The sequence below is a fragment of the Lentilactobacillus kefiri genome (assembly GCF_009739535.1).
In the GTDB taxonomy this organism is placed as follows: Bacteria; Bacillota; Bacilli; order Lactobacillales; family Lactobacillaceae; genus Lentilactobacillus; species Lentilactobacillus kefiri.
Genome location: NZ_CP029971.1, coordinates 1,484,983 through 1,500,773, shown reverse-complemented (window position 1 = coordinate 1,500,773; position 15,791 = coordinate 1,484,983). Strand labels below are relative to the sequence as shown.

At 42.4% G+C, this 15,791-nt stretch carries 19 protein-coding genes; 10 read left to right on the top strand and 9 right to left on the bottom strand.

The window, feature by feature from the left end:
- Positions 1-208 precede the first annotated feature (208 nt).
- Positions 209-1,129: a PPK2 family polyphosphate kinase gene (locus tag DNL43_RS07025; RefSeq protein ID WP_056980923.1), complete on the bottom strand. Its 921-nt coding sequence runs from the start codon at positions 1,127-1,129 to the stop codon at positions 209-211.
- A 205-nt stretch (positions 1,130-1,334) separates the two neighbouring features.
- Between DNL43_RS07025 and DNL43_RS07020 the strand changes: the two genes are divergently transcribed.
- Positions 1,335-3,299 carry a M13 family metallopeptidase gene (locus DNL43_RS07020; RefSeq protein WP_095344828.1) on the top strand — a complete coding sequence of 655 codons (1,965 nt, stop codon included), beginning with the start codon at positions 1,335-1,337 and terminating at the stop codon, positions 3,297-3,299.
- Between the two features lie 106 nt (positions 3,300-3,405).
- Here the strand turns inward: DNL43_RS07020 and DNL43_RS12110 are convergent, their stop codons facing one another.
- Positions 3,406-3,567, bottom strand: coding sequence for a hypothetical protein (locus DNL43_RS12110; protein WP_169790304.1), 162 nt, complete (start codon positions 3,565-3,567; stop codon positions 3,406-3,408).
- Between the two features lie 145 nt (positions 3,568-3,712).
- Here DNL43_RS12110 and DNL43_RS12105 point away from each other — a divergent pair, with 145 nt between their 5' ends.
- The 3 genes from DNL43_RS12105 (at position 3,713) to DNL43_RS07010 (ending at position 5,375) form a co-directional block, all read left to right on the top strand.
- Positions 3,713-3,883, top strand: coding sequence for a hypothetical protein (locus tag DNL43_RS12105; RefSeq protein WP_013728796.1), 171 nt, complete (start codon positions 3,713-3,715; stop codon positions 3,881-3,883).
- 77 nt (positions 3,884-3,960) lie between these two features.
- A complete protein-coding gene (gene map, locus DNL43_RS07015) occupies positions 3,961-4,755 on the top strand; it encodes a type I methionyl aminopeptidase (protein WP_056980924.1) in 795 nt (264 codons plus the stop codon).
- A gap of 119 nt (positions 4,756-4,874) precedes the next feature.
- The gene (locus tag DNL43_RS07010; protein WP_056980925.1) at positions 4,875-5,375 is read left to right on the top strand and encodes a phosphatidylglycerophosphatase A family protein; all 501 of its coding nucleotides are present in this window, start codon (positions 4,875-4,877) and stop codon (positions 5,373-5,375) included.
- On the opposite strand, the gene DNL43_RS07005 is transcribed toward DNL43_RS07010, so the two are convergent.
- Positions 5,372-5,941 carry a DNA-3-methyladenine glycosylase gene (locus DNL43_RS07005; protein ID WP_056980986.1) on the bottom strand — a complete coding sequence of 190 codons (570 nt, stop codon included), beginning with the start codon at positions 5,939-5,941 and terminating at the stop codon, positions 5,372-5,374. The two genes, DNL43_RS07010 and DNL43_RS07005, sit on opposite strands and share 4 nt — an antisense overlap.
- 92 nt (positions 5,942-6,033) lie before the next feature.
- Here DNL43_RS07005 and DNL43_RS07000 point away from each other — a divergent pair, with 92 nt between their 5' ends.
- Positions 6,034-6,402: a DUF488 domain-containing protein gene (locus DNL43_RS07000; RefSeq protein ID WP_054768830.1), complete on the top strand. Its 369-nt coding sequence runs from the start codon at positions 6,034-6,036 to the stop codon at positions 6,400-6,402.
- Here the strand turns inward: DNL43_RS07000 and pgmB are convergent.
- Positions 6,384-7,058, bottom strand: coding sequence for a beta-phosphoglucomutase (gene pgmB, locus DNL43_RS06995; protein ID WP_056980926.1), 675 nt, complete (start codon positions 7,056-7,058; stop codon positions 6,384-6,386). The two genes, DNL43_RS07000 and pgmB, sit on opposite strands and share 19 nt — an antisense overlap.
- A gap of 71 nt (positions 7,059-7,129) precedes the next feature.
- On the bottom strand, positions 7,130-7,570 hold the full coding sequence (locus DNL43_RS06990; protein WP_056980927.1) for a VOC family protein: 441 nt from the start codon (positions 7,568-7,570) through the stop codon (positions 7,130-7,132).
- 177 nt (positions 7,571-7,747) lie between these two features.
- On the opposite strand from DNL43_RS06990, the gene DNL43_RS06985 reads away from it, so the two are divergent.
- Positions 7,748-8,314, top strand: coding sequence for a DUF2179 domain-containing protein (locus tag DNL43_RS06985; RefSeq protein ID WP_054768831.1), 567 nt, complete (start codon positions 7,748-7,750; stop codon positions 8,312-8,314).
- Here the strand turns inward: DNL43_RS06985 and DNL43_RS06980 are convergent.
- Positions 8,311-9,228 carry a ribonuclease H family protein gene (locus DNL43_RS06980; protein ID WP_054768832.1) on the bottom strand — a complete coding sequence of 306 codons (918 nt, stop codon included), beginning with the start codon at positions 9,226-9,228 and terminating at the stop codon, positions 8,311-8,313. The genes DNL43_RS06985 and DNL43_RS06980 overlap by 4 nt on opposite strands.
- Before the next feature lie 124 nt (positions 9,229-9,352).
- On the opposite strand from DNL43_RS06980, the gene DNL43_RS06975 reads away from it, so the two are divergent.
- Positions 9,353-9,850, top strand: a complete 498-nt coding sequence (locus tag DNL43_RS06975) for a hypothetical protein (protein ID WP_056980928.1) — start codon at positions 9,353-9,355, stop codon at positions 9,848-9,850.
- 68 nt (positions 9,851-9,918) lie between these two features.
- On the opposite strand, the gene codA is transcribed toward DNL43_RS06975, so the two are convergent.
- Entirely contained in the window at positions 9,919-11,160 is a 1,242-nt protein-coding gene (gene codA, locus DNL43_RS06970; RefSeq protein WP_056980929.1) for a cytosine deaminase, read from the bottom strand.
- Positions 11,161-11,287: 127 nt separating this feature from the next.
- On the opposite strand from codA, the gene DNL43_RS06965 reads away from it, so the two are divergent.
- Positions 11,288-12,643 carry a TrkH family potassium uptake protein gene (locus DNL43_RS06965; protein WP_370444161.1) on the top strand — a complete coding sequence of 452 codons (1,356 nt, stop codon included), beginning with the start codon at positions 11,288-11,290 and terminating at the stop codon, positions 12,641-12,643.
- A gap of 195 nt (positions 12,644-12,838) precedes the next feature.
- A complete protein-coding gene (locus tag DNL43_RS06960) occupies positions 12,839-13,504 on the top strand; it encodes a potassium channel family protein (RefSeq protein ID WP_054768833.1) in 666 nt (221 codons plus the stop codon).
- A gap of 43 nt (positions 13,505-13,547) precedes the next feature.
- Here DNL43_RS06960 and DNL43_RS12295 read toward each other — a convergent pair whose 3' ends face one another.
- The gene (locus DNL43_RS12295; RefSeq protein WP_261907085.1) at positions 13,548-13,670 is read right to left on the bottom strand and encodes a hypothetical protein; all 123 of its coding nucleotides are present in this window, start codon (positions 13,668-13,670) and stop codon (positions 13,548-13,550) included.
- A gap of 144 nt (positions 13,671-13,814) precedes the next feature.
- Between DNL43_RS12295 and thiD the strand changes: the two genes are divergently transcribed.
- Positions 13,815-14,669, top strand: coding sequence for a bifunctional hydroxymethylpyrimidine kinase/phosphomethylpyrimidine kinase (gene thiD / locus DNL43_RS06955; RefSeq protein ID WP_056980931.1), 855 nt, complete (start codon positions 13,815-13,817; stop codon positions 14,667-14,669).
- Positions 14,670-14,788: 119 nt separating this feature from the next.
- Here thiD and DNL43_RS06950 read toward each other — a convergent pair whose 3' ends face one another.
- Complete coding sequence (locus DNL43_RS06950; protein ID WP_054768834.1) at positions 14,789-15,757, bottom strand: aldo/keto reductase family protein; 969 nt, start codon at positions 15,755-15,757, stop codon at positions 14,789-14,791.
- Positions 15,758-15,791 lie beyond the last annotated feature (34 nt).

The following is a 15,791-nucleotide window of genomic DNA, read 5'->3' as shown; positions in this document are numbered from 1 at the left end:
GTAAGACTCCCTTTCTTTCAAAATTGTGTCTAATCAAATAACAACGCACGATCATTTTTTGTAAACAAATTTTGTAAATGAATGATTTTTATCATCTACTAATTTTCATTCTAATCACTCAGGCGCATAGTACAAGTGAAAACACCATGAAAACGTTGCCAGAACGCGATTTGTAACATTCGTGAATCTGGCAACGCTTTCTTATTATTTATTTATTCTTTTTTCCTTTTCCAGGAACATTTTCAAGTTCAACCAGTGCATTCTCCAGTTCAGCCTTTTCAGAATCCGGTAAATCAGGATACTTCAGTGGCAATTCTCTCATCCGATGATCGATGATATCTGAGACACACAAGCGTGAATACCATTTGTCATCTGAGGGAATGATGTACCACGGGTTGGTCTTATTGGCGGTGTGCTCAATCGCATCTTCGTATGCCTTTTGGTAATCATTGAAGTAACGGCGTTCCTTAATATCGGCTGATGAGAACTTCCAGTTATGGTCAGGCAGTTCAATCCGACGCTTAAACCGATCTCGCTGCTCGTCAGCTGACATGTGAAGGAAAAATTTTAAGACCATAAAGCCATTTCGAGTCAGGTAGTTCTCAAAGAAATTAATGTCCTTGAAGCGGCCATCAAAGAATTTATTGTCAACCTGGTCAAGCTTGGTGATTGACCCAATTTTTGCGTTAAGGATCATTTCTGGATGAACCCGGCTGATTAAAACATCTTCATAGTAGGAGCGGTTAAAAATACCGATAATCCCGTGTTCCGGAATATGCCGGTGAATTCGCCAAAGATAATCATGGCTCAGTTCAATTGATGTTGGCGACTTGAAGCTGGTAACGTCAATTCCTTGTGGATTCACCCCACTTAGAATATGGCGAATCATGCTGTCTTTGCCTGCTCCATCCATCCCTTGAAAGATGATCAGAACGCCAAAATGGTTTTGGGCGTACAACTTGCCCTGTAAATCTTGAAGGGAGACAATATTTTTTTCAATTCGTGATTTAATATCATCTTTAGTCAAGTTTTCAATCGTCGCCGACGTTGGAATCTTTTCAATTCTAAGATCCCGGTCACCGTCATAACGGTATGACTTCTCACGGTCAATTGTTTTCTTTTCATCCAAAGTACATTCCCCCTGTACTAACGAATCATCAGCAGTTGATAATGATGCAAGCTCGGAAAAATAGCTGATCCATCGTTAACAATCTACACATTTATTTCTCATATTGAGTATACTAGATTACATAGAAATAGTTTCATATAACGCTGTTTCATCTAATTCTTTAAACGTTATATATCTTCACAGAGGAGGCATTATTTTGAAAAATATCATTTCAAAAGCAACCGACGCACAAGGTGGCCAATCAAGCCAGCCCGCTGAAGACTCAATTGATAAGTCATTATTAAAAGATGACCTATATAAAGCAGTCAACGGCCGATGGGAAAAGACCGCCGAGATTCCGGCCGATCATTCATCAACAGGTGGCTTCATGGACCTTAACGACAACATCGACAAGCAGTTGATGAAGGACCTTGATGACATCATTAAGGAAAACAAGCACTACGATGCCCCGTTTTCAGAATTTTTAAAATTGTATGAACTCGCACGTAACTTTAAGAAGCGTGACGCGGACGGCGCAGATCCTTTGAAACCATACTTGGAGAAAATTGAGAGCATCACCAACTTTGATGATTTGAATCAAGCACTCCCTGAATTGGTAAAGGAAGGCCACCCACTCCCATTCGGCTTCTGGGTTGAACCTGACATGAAGAACACAAAGGTAAATGCATTATTTGCCGCAGTACCTGGCCTGTTCCTGCCAGATCGAACCTATTACGAAAAGAATAATCCAGCCTACAAGCAACTGATGCCGGTCTTCACCAAGATGGCCAGCCAATTACTTGTTTTGGCTGATTACAGCAGCAACGAAGCTGATGAAATCGTGGAATCTGCCAAACGCTTTGATGCCAAGATTGCACCTAACGTTAAATCAGCTGAAGAGTCTGCTGATTACAGCAAAATGTACAACCCACAGAAGTTTGCCTACTTCTCAGAATCAAGTTCTCACGTTGATTTCATGAACCTTGCCGACACTCTGTTTGGCAAAGCGCCTGAACAAATCATCGTGACTGAGCCGAAGTTCTATGAACGGTTTGACGGCTTGGTCAACAGCGATACCTTCACCGACATGAAGAACTGGATGCTGGTTAACATGGTTCGTTCCGCATCGGGATATTTATCAGAAGAATTCCGTCAGACCGGATCAGTCTTCAGCCGGGCCCTATCCGGTAAAAAGGAAGCAACGCCACAAAAAAAGTCGGCCTTTTATCTGGCTGAAGGAACCTTTGGCCAGACAATCGGTGACTATTACGCCAAAAAGTACTTCGGCCCTAAAGCAAAGGCCGATGTTGAACACATGGTCCGCAGCATGATCGCCGTTTATAAAAACCGTTTGAGCAATAACGATTGGTTAAGCAAGGCTACTCGTGAAAAGGCCATCTTAAAGCTCAACAAATTGGAGCTTCAAGTCGGCTATCCCGACCATATCGACGAACTGGAATACAAGTTCAAGGTCACCCCTGAAGACGAAGGCGGTACTTTGTTTGAAAATATGTCCAGATTTGGTGCAATTAGTATTCAAGACACATTGGAAAAGCTGGGCAAGCCGGTTGATCGAACCAAATGGGAAATGAGTGCTGCAACTGTTAACGCCTACTACGAACCATTTAAGAACATCATTGTCTTCCCTGCCGCAATTCTTCAAGCACCGTTTTATAGCTTGAAACAAACCTCCAGCCAAAACTATGGTGGTATTGGCGCAGTCATTGCCCATGAAATTTCCCATGCGTTTGATAACAACGGTTCTTTGTTTGATGAATTAGGAAATTTGAATAACTGGTGGACAAAAGAAGATCACGATCACTTCTCAAAGCTCGCCGATAAGATGATTAAAGAATTCGATGGGATTCCATACGCCGGCGGCAAAGTGAACGGGAAGTTAACCGTTTCAGAAAACATCGCTGATGGTGGTGGATTGAGCTGTGCCAATGAAGCGGCCAAAAATGAGAAAGACTACAACCTATACGACTTCTTCATCAACTGGGCCAAGGTATGGCGAATGAAGGCAACCGAGCAGTACAAGCAGCTGTTGCTGAACATTGATGTCCATGCGCCTGCTGAACTCCGAGCAAATGTCCAGGTCAAGAACTTGGATGACTTTTACTCAACGTTTGACGTTAAGCCAGGTGATGGGATGTACATGAGGCCTGAAGATCGGGTCAAGATCTGGTAAAAAGATTTCTAAATATTCAGTCACCAAAAAGTTCAATTAAAAAATAAAAAACTGACGGCTAATCTCCTGGATTAGCTGTCAGTTTTCTTTTAAGTATGTAGAACAATTATCGTTTTGTGTAGTATCCAATCAAACTGGCCAGAGCTTCCAAAAACATTCCAACGACCATCAGATACATGACAATCATATTCATTCCCATGTACAAGAGAATCCCCATTACCAAATAAAGCAAAACAAAGAACCAGCGGAGCCAAATATTACTAACCATTTCTATCCCCTCCAAAATAATATTTCATTTCCAGTTTATATTAATTTCAAACTATAAACAATTCATTTGTAAAAATTCCGATTTAATGTAAACTATTCAATATTAGGATATAATGTATATAAAGAGTAATTGGAGAGGTGATACCATGAACTTAACAGAATATCTTCACTCACAACTAAAGTTTTTAAATGACCAGATGAGTTCCGCTAAGAAAGACAAAGACGAAACGATGCAGTACCTGGTTGATTCAAAAATTACCGAAGTTAAATTAATATTGGAAGCCCTCCAAAAGGGAATCATTGATGGAATAAGTTAAAATCTGGCCGGTTGGCCATTTTTTATGTTTTAATAGACTAGTATTTAAAAGTTTTATCAAAAAAAGGAAGTATTATATTGATTACATTAAAATCACCACGTGAAATTGAAAAGATGGCTGAGTCTGGTGCTGTTTTGGCCGGTGTTCACAAGGAACTCCGCAAAATCGTCAAACCCGGTTTGGACACTTGGGACATTGAATTGTTTGCTCGCCGTTACATCAAAGAACATAACGCCTACCCTTCAGAAATGGGCTTTGACGGTTACAAGTTTGCCACATGTATCTCCATCAATGATGAAGTTGCCCATGGTATTCCCCGTAAAGGCTTAAAGCTGAAGAATGGTGACATTCTTAAAGTTGACATGTGTGTCAACAAAGACGGCTTTGAAAGTGACTCTTGCTGGACTTATGCCGTTGGTGAAGTTAGCGACGAAATCAAGAAATTGATGGAAGTTACCCGCAAAGGTTTGTACCTTGGGATTGATCAAGCTGTTATCGGTAACCGTCTTGGTGATATTGGTAATGCTGTTCAGACTTACGTGGAAGACGAAAATCACATGGGCGATGTTCGTGAACTTATCGGCCATGGTATCCAGCCTTCAATTCATGAAGAGCCAAACGTTCCTGCATATGGTGTCCCAGGTCAAGGTCTTCGTTTAAAGGAAGGTATGACCATCACCATTGAACCAATGGTTAACACAGGTACTTGGGAGATTGCCGATCGTTACGACAAGAAAGATGACTGGACTTATTACGTTTCAGCCGATGGTACCCCTTCAGCTCAATATGAACACACCTTGGCAATCACCAAGGATGGTCCTAAGATTTTAACTTCTCAAGACCCGGATATTGATGCCAAATATTTACTTTAATTTAAAATAAACGAAAACGGCCGGGCAATTTGTCCCGGCCGTTTGTTTATACTAAAATGAATTTATAGCTCAATTAGGAACGATTTTTCTTCACTGGATAAATAGAGAGGAATGATGACATGAATAATAAAAGTTTCAAATTTCCCGATACGGCCGCTTATGAGTTTGTGACTAAAGCATTAAAAGACCGTGGCGTGACCTATGAAGATATTGCCCAAATGGCCTACGATCTTCAGAAAAAATTTGTTCCAAACATTCAAATGGAAGATGTTAAAAAAGATACGATTGATGTGCTTCATAAACGAGAAGTTCTTAACAACGCAATGGTCGGCTTAGAGCTGGATCGCCTGGCAACCGAGCATAAAATCAAGGAACCTTTGGAAAGTATTATCATGAACGATTCCGGTGTCTTTGGTGTGGATGAAGGAATTGCCCTCAACATTGCCAATATTTACGGCACCATTGGCATTACCAACTACGGCTATATCGATCGAGAAAAGACCGGGATAACCAAAAAATTGGATGAAGCCAAAGATGGCACATCCAATACATTTATTGATGATATTGTCGGTGCGATTGCCAGTGCGGTATCAGCAAAGATCGCCCATCGAAACAATTAACGCCAACCATGGGTTTTTAAATCAACATCACGTTTCTTAATTCCTGAAACATAGGGATTGCCCTTAACAAAATATCTGAGTGGCTTGGTTGCCCAAGTCCCTTGATTTGCAACCCCGATTCGATTGGATTCTTCAATATGAGCCGGGATTTTTTTGTCTTGCTGATGAATATTCAGCTTACTATCGCCAAATATTTCCATGTTCATCTTTTTGTCGGCAATCCCAAAAGCTTCCATGAGTTTACCGGGACCATTGGTTAAATCAACACCGTGTTTGGTTCGATTCTGTTCCATGATATCCAAACCGATTGTTGGTTCAACGGCCCGAATTAAGACTCCTTGAGGAATGTCTTTTTCTTGAGCAGCTACATCCAGTAAATAACGTCCATGGATGGAATAGATGTAGACTGTACCAGGAGGACCATATAATGGCTCGTTGGAAGCTGTCCGTCTGCCTTTAAAAGCATGGGCGGCAGAATCTTTCTGACCCATGTAGGCCTCGGTTTCAACAATCCAACCGCCTACCAGTCCCTTTGGTGAATCATATGTAAGTAACATCCCCAGCATTTCTCGTGATATTTGATCAGTCGTGCTGCTGGAATAAAATGGATCCTGGTCCAAATCGACCACTCCTTTCAATCAATAACGGAGGTAATAATATGGAATTAAAGCTGGAACGAATTTATGATAAACCACAAGATCTATCAGGCTACCGCATCTTAGTTGACCGCTTATGGCCCCGCGGAATTTCAAAGGTCAACGCCAAATTGGATGAATGGGAAAAAGAAATTGCCCCATCAAAAGAACTGCGAACTTGGTTCTCACACGATCCCGAAAAGTTTCCGGACTTTAAAACCAAGTATATTGCAGAATTGGACAATAATCCCAAAACTGCTGAATTCATCAAATTAGTTGGCGATAAATTAAAAACCACCAACGTGATTCTCCTGTATGGTGCCAAAGACCGTGAGAACAATCAAGCGGTGGTTTTAAAGCAATACCTGACGGATCACTTGGGCCAGTTCTGACGAATATTGGCCAAGGTTAATTCTTTAGTGGATTCAAAGTTGATATCCGCCATGTTCAACACATGCGGATCGCCGACACCAATTGAAACAACGTGAGCCGCGTTGATTGATTCAACGCCCACGATGCCGTCGTCAATCCCGATACACTGATCCACATTCAAGTGCAGCATTTCGGCAGCCTTCAAATAAACGTCCGGTGCCGGCTTGTTATGCTTAATCTTTTTGAGATCAACGATGAGTGGAAAATAATCTTCCAACTCAAGCTTTTTAATTTCCTTTGGTGCGTTGGCAGATGCTGAAGCAATAATCATTTGATAATGATTTCGACGCAGTTCAGCCAAAAACGGGTGGATCCCCGGTAAAATATCATCCGGGTTCATAATTTCAAGCATTTGTTGATAAATGTCATTCTTCTTATCAGCCAATGCTTCTTTTTCTTGTTCGGAATACCGGTTTTCCAAACCACCGGCTTGAAGAATGGCATTCAGTGAGTCAATCCGGTCGCGTCCTTTGATGGCTTCTTCTAATTTCGAACTCCACTGAACGCCGATACTTTCGGCAACCTGTCGCCATGACTTGCTATGATACAGCCAAGAATCGGTAATGATCCCGTTAAGATCAAATAAAACCCCTTTAATATTTGAAAAGTCAGTCATTTCAAACACCCCTTTTATGAAAAAAGACCGAAAACAACAAACGTGTTTTCAGCCTCAATCACCGTCCAAAATTACTTAACAGCATTAAATATCCATGTGATACCATACTTATCTACAATCTGGCCGTATTTGTTACCAGACGATTTCTTTTCAAAAGTTACAATCACTTTAACTTGTTCAGATTCCACTACCCGCTCATATAAATCCTGGAGCGCAGAAAGTGCGTCAGAATCATGGAGGTCGACTTCAAGCATCAATGAAATCATTGATGAAATAACCGGCTTACCCAGGAAACTGTCAGCACAAAAGACCTGCTTGCCCAGTACTTGAAAGCTTGCTTGCAGTGTAAGGTCGTCGAGATTGACATCGTCATTAAGTGACATGTCTTCTGCTTGTTTTTCTGTTGGGGATTCACGCTGAACGTTCGTAACACCAAAAACGGTTTGATAATAGTCCAAAGCCTCTTTGGTGTTTTCAAACGTCAGATATGGAATTAAATTGATATTATTCATTAGGCCAACAACCCTTACTTTTAAATATTATTCAAAGTTTAGAATACCGTTAATTACAATAGTTGTCAACGTTAACAAATTGTCGACGCCTATTCTAATAGGATATAACGTCCTTTCTGGTATCCTATTATGCAAAAGTGATAGACTTAAATTAAACGAATCGGGAGGAAGACTTTAATGAAACTTGCAATCACAATTTTTGTATTAAACGCTTTATACATTTCGATTAATACCTTCAGGACAATGTTGGTTGTCAAAGGTCACCAATTTCTGGCGCCGATTGTTGCGATCGGTGAGGAATTTGTTTACGTTATGGCTTTGGCGATTGCCTTACAGCATATCGACAGTCCATTGAACATCGCCGCTTATGCGGTCGGATTTGGTGTTGGCATTTACATCGGAATTGTTATTGAAGATAATATTGCCCTGGGCTATGTCAACTTCGAAGTGACTGTCCAGATTGATCCGACCAACCCGATTCATGCTCACAACGAGGAATTAGCTGAAAAGCTGCGTGATCTAGGATATGGGGTTACCGTCAGCCGAGCAGAAGGTCGTTCCGGAGCCCGTTTGGTACTCAGTATCTTGGCACCGCGAAAGGCCGACCGTCGTTTGATGGAACAAATTAAAGAGATCTCACCAGATGCATTCATCATGGTTCAAGAACCGGTTCAATTATCCGGTGGTTTCTGGAGTAAAGAAGTTGACCGTCGTTATCACTCAACAAATCATATGCATCATTAATCCTTGTCATCGTCAAATAATCCAAGTTGTCTGAGACTTTTTTCAATATCACTGACCGAATGACTGGTTCGTGGTGCCAACTTGGGTTGACTGGTCTTTGTTTGACTGATCTTTGGCTTATCCTCAATCCGCTGCGGCTTTTCTGCCGGCTTATGATGAGCCGGTTGAGGGGTTTCAGCTGATTGAGGACTTTTTTTGGCCATTTTGTCCATTCGCTTATTAAGCAGATGATCGACATAAACATTTCCCTTGTCGTCAGCATGGCCTTTGGTCCAGAAGTACTGAATCCGGGGAAATTCACGCAGATTGGCGTCAATCTGCTGCCAAAGCTGCTTATTCTGTAATTTGGATCCGTCAGCCTTCTTCCAGCCCCGTCGTCGCCATCCACGGAGCCATTTCTTTTGAATGGCGTTTAAAACGTACCTGGAGTCCATTACAACGTCGATCTGTTCATTTTGCATATTGTGACTCTTCAAGTATTTAAGAGCCTCCAAAAGGGCCATAATTTCCATTCTGTTGTTGGTAGCCCCAAACTCGCCGCCAGACCTGGAATGCTTTTGGTGACCATCTTTGATTAAAAATGCCCAGGCAGCTTTATCACTGGCTTTTACATGACCGTCCTTAACGTTACCGTGATTTCTGGAACCGCCATCGGTATATACGATGATTTCACGGTTGGATTTCTCGTGAGCCTTTTTTTCGGCTTTGCGGCGATCGGCTTTGATTTGCTTTTTGGATGGCACAAAGACTTTCTCAACGTTGGCAACTGTTCCACCCAAATAATCATCGGCTTCGCCTCGTGTTTTAAAGCTTTTAAACTGGGCACCGGAATAACCCTTAACCTGCTTTTCGGCATCCGGCCAAGTTGTGAAGATACCGGTCTTTCTTCCTTTTTTAACAGCATAATATTTCATACCAATGATGACCCCTCTATGTAAAAATTTAAGAATAAATATTAATAATTATTTATAATCTTTCCATCTACTTTGCAATTAGATAAATCTATGCGAAAATGTTAAGTAAAGGGGGCAAAGTTAAATGACCCAGACTAAAGCCACATTGATCTCGGTTGAGGAAGCCAAAGCGCTTTTAAAAGACCAATCAGATCAAATAAACGAACGTTTTCCCCGATTAAAAAAACAAGGTAAGTACATTTTACCCGATTATCGGTTAACAAGGAAACGCGAAGCTTTCAAAATTCGAAAGCATACATTTTTACAGCACCATGCCCGTTCTTACGTTGCGTTTGACTCCGAAAATGGCCAAACCCTTTGGATGCACAATTTCCCCAGCTTGACAGAGTCCCTGTTCTGGTTGGATACCGGCCTTAAACCCACCGATACCGATACCAATACATCGTACAAGTCTTGGAAGGATCTTCATCAAGAAGATATTGGCGCCCTCAAAGATATTTTGAAGGAACGCTCTCGTAAACGCAAGGAAGCTGCTGCAGCCAAAAAAGCTGCAATGGTGCCAAAGAAAAAGCCGGCTGCCGTTAAGAAGTCGACTGTTGCAAAGAAAAAGAAAGCCAATTAAGTTTGATTTTAAAAGCACTAAGTCCATCTTTGAAAGATTCCTTTCAGAAATGTGCTTAGTGCTTTTTGTTAATCGTTAAAATGATTTGTTACGTGCTTGGGTTCGGTTTGAACCAAAATCTTACCATCATGAATTGAGTACAATATCTCGGAACGTTCATTTAAGGCGTTGTAGAAGTTATTGTTATTCATAATGATGCAGTTGGCAGGCTTGCCAACTTCAATTCCGTAATGGTCGCTGACGTGCATTGCCTTGGCGGCGTTGGTTGTGACGAACTGATAGGAGTTCATGATGTCGTTGTACCCCATCAAGTGACCAACGTGAATCCCCATTTCAACTGGGTCCAGCATATTGCCGTTGCCCATTGGATACCATGGATCTTTAATATCGTCTTCACCAAATGCAACGTTAATTCCATCTTCGGACAATTCCTTAACCCGGGTCATGCCCCGACGCTTTGGATAAGTATCAAAACGGCCGCCCAAGTTGGTGTTGACCAACGGATTGGCAATAAAGTTGATATGAGACATCTTCAAGAGTCTGAATAATTTGTAGGTATAGGCATCGTTGTAAGAGCCCATTGCCGTTGTATGGCTGGCGGTTACTTTGTCACCCATCCCGCTTTCAAGGGCAAGGGTGGCTAATACTTCGAGGTTGCGAGATTCCGGATCATCGATTTCATCACAGTGAACATCCACCAATTTGTCCTTACTCTCAGCAACTTTCATCAAGAATTTCAGTGATTCAACACCGTAGTCACGAGTGAATTCAAAGTGTGGAATTCCACCGATAACGTCAGCGCCCATATCGGCAGCAGAGATCATCAACTCTTTGCCATTGGGATATGACAGAATCCCTTCCTGTGGAAAAGCAACTAGTTGGAGTTCAACCTGATCGGCAACTTCGTCTCGAACCTCGATCAATGCCTTTAAGGCCGTTAAATCCGGATCGGTAACGTCGACGTGGCTTCTAACGAATTGGATTCCGTTGGCAACCTGAATTTTGAGTGCTTTCTTGGCACGGGTCTTAACGTCGTCAATCGTCAATTTTTTCTTACGTTCACTCCAAATGCGAATTCCGTCAAACAGCGTGCCTGATTGATTCCATTCAGGATCACCGGCAGTTTGAGTGGCATCGAGATGCACATGGGGATCAACAAACGGTGGCAGCAGTAATTTATTAGTCGCGTCAATCACTTGTTCGTCATCCGTTGGCTCAATTGAAGGCGCAATTTTGACAAATTTACCATCTTCAATTTTGACATCGCTGGTTTGTTCAGCATTTTCAATATGCACATTTTTTATCAGCATAAAATCTATCCCTCACAATCACTTATTTAACAATATTATAGTCTATTTTAGGCATAGAGTTGGGTGCTTTCTGGGAATGTGCGATAATACATATGTCATTAACATTAGAAATTAGCATTCTTGCTAAGTGAAAGGTTCTGATTCATTGAACTTGAAAACCAGGTTGGCACTGCCGCAGATATTAACATTGGGATTCTTTATCATTATTTTGATAGGAACCTTTTTGTTGTCGCTGCCGATTGCCAGCCGATCCGGACATATGACCGGCTATATCAACGCGTTTTTTACTGCCACTTCGGCAACCTGTGTCACTGGAATGACCGTCGTCAACACCGCCCTGCATTGGAGCATCTTTGGAAAAATTGTCATTTTGATGTTGGTCGAAATTGGCGGTCTGGGCTTTATGACCTTTGCCGTTTTGCTATTCGTGTTTATGCGCCGCAAAGTTGATTTAACGACTCGGCTGCTCACCCAACAATCACTGAATCTGCAGTCATTTGCCAACACCAGTGCGGTTGTTTTTTTGGTTGTCCGTATTTCTTTGGCAATTCAAGTGTTGGGAACCGGGTTGATTTTTATTGATTTCTATCCCCGCTATGGCTTTGTGAAGGGCTTGGGGTACAGTATTTTTCATTCAATCAGTGCTTTTTGTAACGCCGGCTTTGACCTGTATGACAACAGCTTGGTCCGATTCCAGAATGATCCCTACCTGCTGTTTGTGTTAACCATTCTAATTATTTCAGGCTCCCTCGGATTTCTGGTCTGGAAAGATATTATCTTTTATCATGAAGACCATCATCTGAGCCTGCATACCAAATTAGCATTGACGACTTATCTTGGATTGATTTTGCTTAGTTTTGTGGTTTACATGTTAACCGAAGGAAACTTCGCTCAGGAAAGTCATTTGACGACCTTTCAGCGGATCATGAATACATGGTTCCTAGCGGTCACGCCACGGACTGCCGGCTTCTATACTTTGCCGGTTACTCATATCACCATGGGCGGCATGTTCTTTACGATGATTTTGATGCTGATTGGTGGAACCCCGGGATCCACTGCCGGTGGTATTAAGACCACCACCGTGGGAATTCTGTTGATCAGAGTGTGGTCAACGCTGCGCGGCAAACGGGACGCGACATTTTGGGGCCGCCGCTTCAGCAATGATAATGTTACCCGATCACTTTCGTTGGTATTTTTAGTCGCGGTGGTTTTATCGATTGCGACCATGATTTTAACCTTCACGGAAACCATCCCCAAAACTCAAGGGCTGGAATACATTACCTTTGATGTCATTTCAGCATTCGGAACTACTGGATTCAGTTTGGGACTGGTTGCCCATCTGAGTGTCATCGGCAAATTAATTTTTGCGGTGCTGATGTTCATGGGCAGAGTCGGAATCTTTACCGTGATGTATTCACTGCTCACGTCAAAGCGTCCCGAAGATGCTTTCAGGTATCCGGAAGAAAACGTAATGATTGGTTAGAGCGTGACGAGGCTCGGGAGATGCGGCTTCTAAGGGGGCTTTAATTAAAGCCCCCTTAGAAATGAGCATCTGGGCCGTCGGAACGCATTTTGAAGGCCGAAGGGAGTAGTCATTAGCATCAAAACATGTTCGATAAAAAATGAAAATTCAATTTTAAAAAAAACGAAGCACAATATTGAAAAAAGGAGCACCCTCATGAAACAAAATTATGCCGTCATCGGCCTTGGCCTCTTCGGTTCCAGCATCGTTAACGCTTTACTGGAACACGATCAGGAAGTCTTAGTCATTGATAAAAGTGAAAATCGGGTGAATGAATTTCGGGATCGGGCAACCGAAGCGATTGTTGCCGATACCCAAAACGAATTAGCCTTAAAACAGCTTGGAATTGGAAACTTCGACAATGTATTTGTGGCCATTGGAACTGACTTGGAAGCCAGCATCATGACGACCATGATTTGTGAGGAACTGGGTGTCAAACACTTGGTATGTAAGGCCGAAAATGCCCGTCATGCAAAAGTTCTGGAAAAGCTGGGCGCTGATGAAGTTATCCAGCCAGAGCGTGATATGGGTGAAAGAATTGCCCTTCACGTGATGGAGCCAAAGATTCTCAACGACTTGAAATTAAAAGGTGAATTATCGGTGGTGGAATTTGAACTCACGAATCCAAAGCTGTTCAATAAATCTTTGAACGACTTGAATTTGACCAACCGATACAAAATATCAGTGATTGCTTTATCCCACGCAGACGAAGAAGGCGCCATTATTCCAAATCAATCAACGGTTACCCAAGCCGGTGACATTGTGACGGTTATTGGAACTGAAAAAGACGTTGAGGCGTTTGAAGCAGTTGCAACAGCGTAAAAGAAAAGCCAACCGGAAAATCCGGTTGGCTTTTTTCAAACGATTACTTACCTGGCTTTTGCTTCAAGAAATGTTGCAAGTCTGATAATTGTTTGTTTCGCTTGATATCTTTTTTACGGTTAACTGGACGACGTCCTTGTACGCCGTGTGGATGACAAATTCGCATAATTAGACTCTCCTTATTTTGTATTACGATTTCATAATTCCAATAGACTAAATTATTATAATACAAGTTCAGGTCGGAACGCAAATCAATCTATCATTTCTCTATGATTTCTAATAAAATGTGGTATTCTTAATAGTTAAATGAATGGTTGAGGTGATTAATTTGACAGAACAATATCCACAAGCACTGACAATCGCTGGCTCAGACAGTGATGGCAGCGCCGGCATGCAAGCAGATTTACACACATTTTTCAGACGTCACATCTACGGAACGGCCGTTATGACCGCCGCAGTTGCCGGTAACAGTTACGGTATTCACGATTCCGTAACGCTGCCCACTTCATTTATCGACCAGGAATTCAAAGACCTGGCTGACGATTACCAAGTCAAAGCAAGTAAGACCGGGATGCTGGCAGACAGTGAACTGATCCGAACCGTCATTAAAAATTATCAAAAGTATGACTTTGGCCCACTGGTAGTCGATCCCGTGATTACCACCAAGCATGGTAACATGCTGCTGGAAGAAAGTGCCTACAAGACACTTCGGGATGAACTGATTCCTTTAGCAACGGTCATCACGCCTAATTTCTTTGAGGCTCAAAAGTTGGCTGAAATGGAAATCAACACCAAAGACGACATGATTAAAGCCGCCCAAAAGTTAAAAGATTTGGGTGCCGCCAACATTATGATTAAGGGAAGTCACCATCATCCCGGCCAAAAAGAAGTTTCCGACTATGTTTTACTTGAGTCGGGAAAGAGCTTTTGGCTGACCGGTGATTTCTTCGATACCGACCGTAAGAATGGGACCGGCGACAGCCTTTCCGCATGTATTGCAGCGGAACTGGCCCGAGGTAACGACGTCGAAACGGCCGTCCGAATCGCTAAGAAATTTGTGGACATCGCCATTGAAAATGAAATTAACGTTGGTCATGAATTTGGACCAATCAATCACTGGGCACCGGGATATCCGGATCCAACTGATTCAACAACAGAAAAATAGCCAAACAAACAGGCTGGGACAAAAGCGTCAACTTTTGTCTCGGTCTGTTTTTGTAATCCCATATCATTTAGTAAAGCGTGCGGCAATCGGCTGATTTCAGCCATTACCGCACGCTCTTTTTATCCAATGTGTCGCTCAAACTTTTTAAATCCAAATAATTGATCAATCCGGCCGAAATACTCTTCGGGGATTTTCAGATCAACAGCCTTGAGGTTATTTTCAAGTTGGCTTGGTTTGCTGGCCCCTGTAATTAAGCTGCTAATTCGTGGATCCCGCTTGGTCCATGCCAATGCAAAGGTTGCCAAATCGGTATCCAGCTCATTAGCCATTTTGATTAGCGCCTCAACCTTATCCAAGTTGTCATCAGTCAAAAGCGCTTGAATTTGATCCTGGTAGGTTGCCCGCGAACCAGCCGGAATCTTTTGGCCTTTGCGGTATTTTCCGGTCAACAGCCCTTGAGAAAGTGGTGAGAATGGCACAATTCCCAATCCAAGCTTGCCACAGACATCAATCAACTCATGTTCAATGTATCGATCAAACATATTGTATTGTGGCTGGACAACTGACATTGGATGCAGGCCAAGCTTTTGGATGACCAACTGGGCTTCTAGAATCTGAACCGGTCGCCATTCACTGACACCATAGTAGAGAATCTTGCCTTGGTCGACCAAATCACTCAATGCCATGAGTGTTTCCTCCAGCGGCGTATTGGGATCAAATCGGTGGCAGAAATACAGATCCAAATAATCGGTTTGTAAGTTCGTCAAAGACTGGTCAATCGATTCCATAATGTGCTTTCGTGAAAGTCCGCGGTCGTTGATACCAGGACCGGTTGGAAAATACACCTTACTTGAAAGGACCAATTCTTTGCGGGGAAATTCTTTAAGTGCCTTGCCCAAGAACCGTTCGGCTGCCCCACCACTATATGCATCAGCACAATCAAAGAAATTAATTCCCTTGCTGTAAGCGAGTTTCAAACTTTGATCAGCTAAATCCTGCTTCGAGGCACTGCTAACATCGGTCATCCAACTGCCTAAGGCTAGTTCACTGACTTTAAGGCCTTGTTTACCCAAATTTCGATATTTCATGGTTTACCTTCTTATTAGTTATTTCAAATTCATA

Bases quoted from the DNA above. Each gene is read 5' to 3' on its own strand.
- DNL43_RS06980 (WP_054768832.1), bottom strand. From the start codon at position 9,228: ATGAAATATTATGCTGTTAAAAAAGGAAGAAAGACCGGTATCTTCACA.
- codA (WP_056980929.1), bottom strand. From the start codon at position 11,160: ATGCTGATAAAAAATGTGCATATTGAAAATGCTGAACAAACCAGCGAT.
- DNL43_RS07000 (WP_054768830.1), top strand. From the start codon at position 6,034: ATGGAATTAAAGCTGGAACGAATTTATGATAAACCACAAGATCTATCA.
- DNL43_RS12110 (WP_169790304.1), bottom strand. From the start codon at position 3,567: ATGGTTAGTAATATTTGGCTCCGCTGGTTCTTTGTTTTGCTTTATTTG.
- DNL43_RS06960 (WP_054768833.1), top strand. From the start codon at position 12,839: ATGAAACAAAATTATGCCGTCATCGGCCTTGGCCTCTTCGGTTCCAGC.
- DNL43_RS07005 (WP_056980986.1), bottom strand. From the start codon at position 5,941: ATGCTGGGGATGTTACTTACATATGATTCACCAAAGGGACTGGTAGGC.
- DNL43_RS06975 (WP_056980928.1), top strand. From the start codon at position 9,353: ATGACCCAGACTAAAGCCACATTGATCTCGGTTGAGGAAGCCAAAGCG.
- DNL43_RS07010 (WP_056980925.1), top strand. From the start codon at position 4,875: ATGAATAATAAAAGTTTCAAATTTCCCGATACGGCCGCTTATGAGTTT.
- DNL43_RS06990 (WP_056980927.1), bottom strand. From the start codon at position 7,570: ATGAATAATATCAATTTAATTCCATATCTGACGTTTGAAAACACCAAA.
- thiD (WP_056980931.1), top strand. From the start codon at position 13,815: ATGGTTGAGGTGATTAATTTGACAGAACAATATCCACAAGCACTGACA.
- pgmB (WP_056980926.1), bottom strand. From the start codon at position 7,058: ATGACTGACTTTTCAAATATTAAAGGGGTTTTATTTGATCTTAACGGG.
- DNL43_RS12295 (WP_261907085.1), bottom strand. From the start codon at position 13,670: ATGCGAATTTGTCATCCACACGGCGTACAAGGACGTCGTCCAGTTAAC.
- DNL43_RS06950 (WP_054768834.1), bottom strand. From the start codon at position 15,757: ATGAAATATCGAAATTTGGGTAAACAAGGCCTTAAAGTCAGTGAACTA.
- DNL43_RS06985 (WP_054768831.1), top strand. From the start codon at position 7,748: ATGAAACTTGCAATCACAATTTTTGTATTAAACGCTTTATACATTTCG.
- DNL43_RS12105 (WP_013728796.1), top strand. From the start codon at position 3,713: ATGAACTTAACAGAATATCTTCACTCACAACTAAAGTTTTTAAATGAC.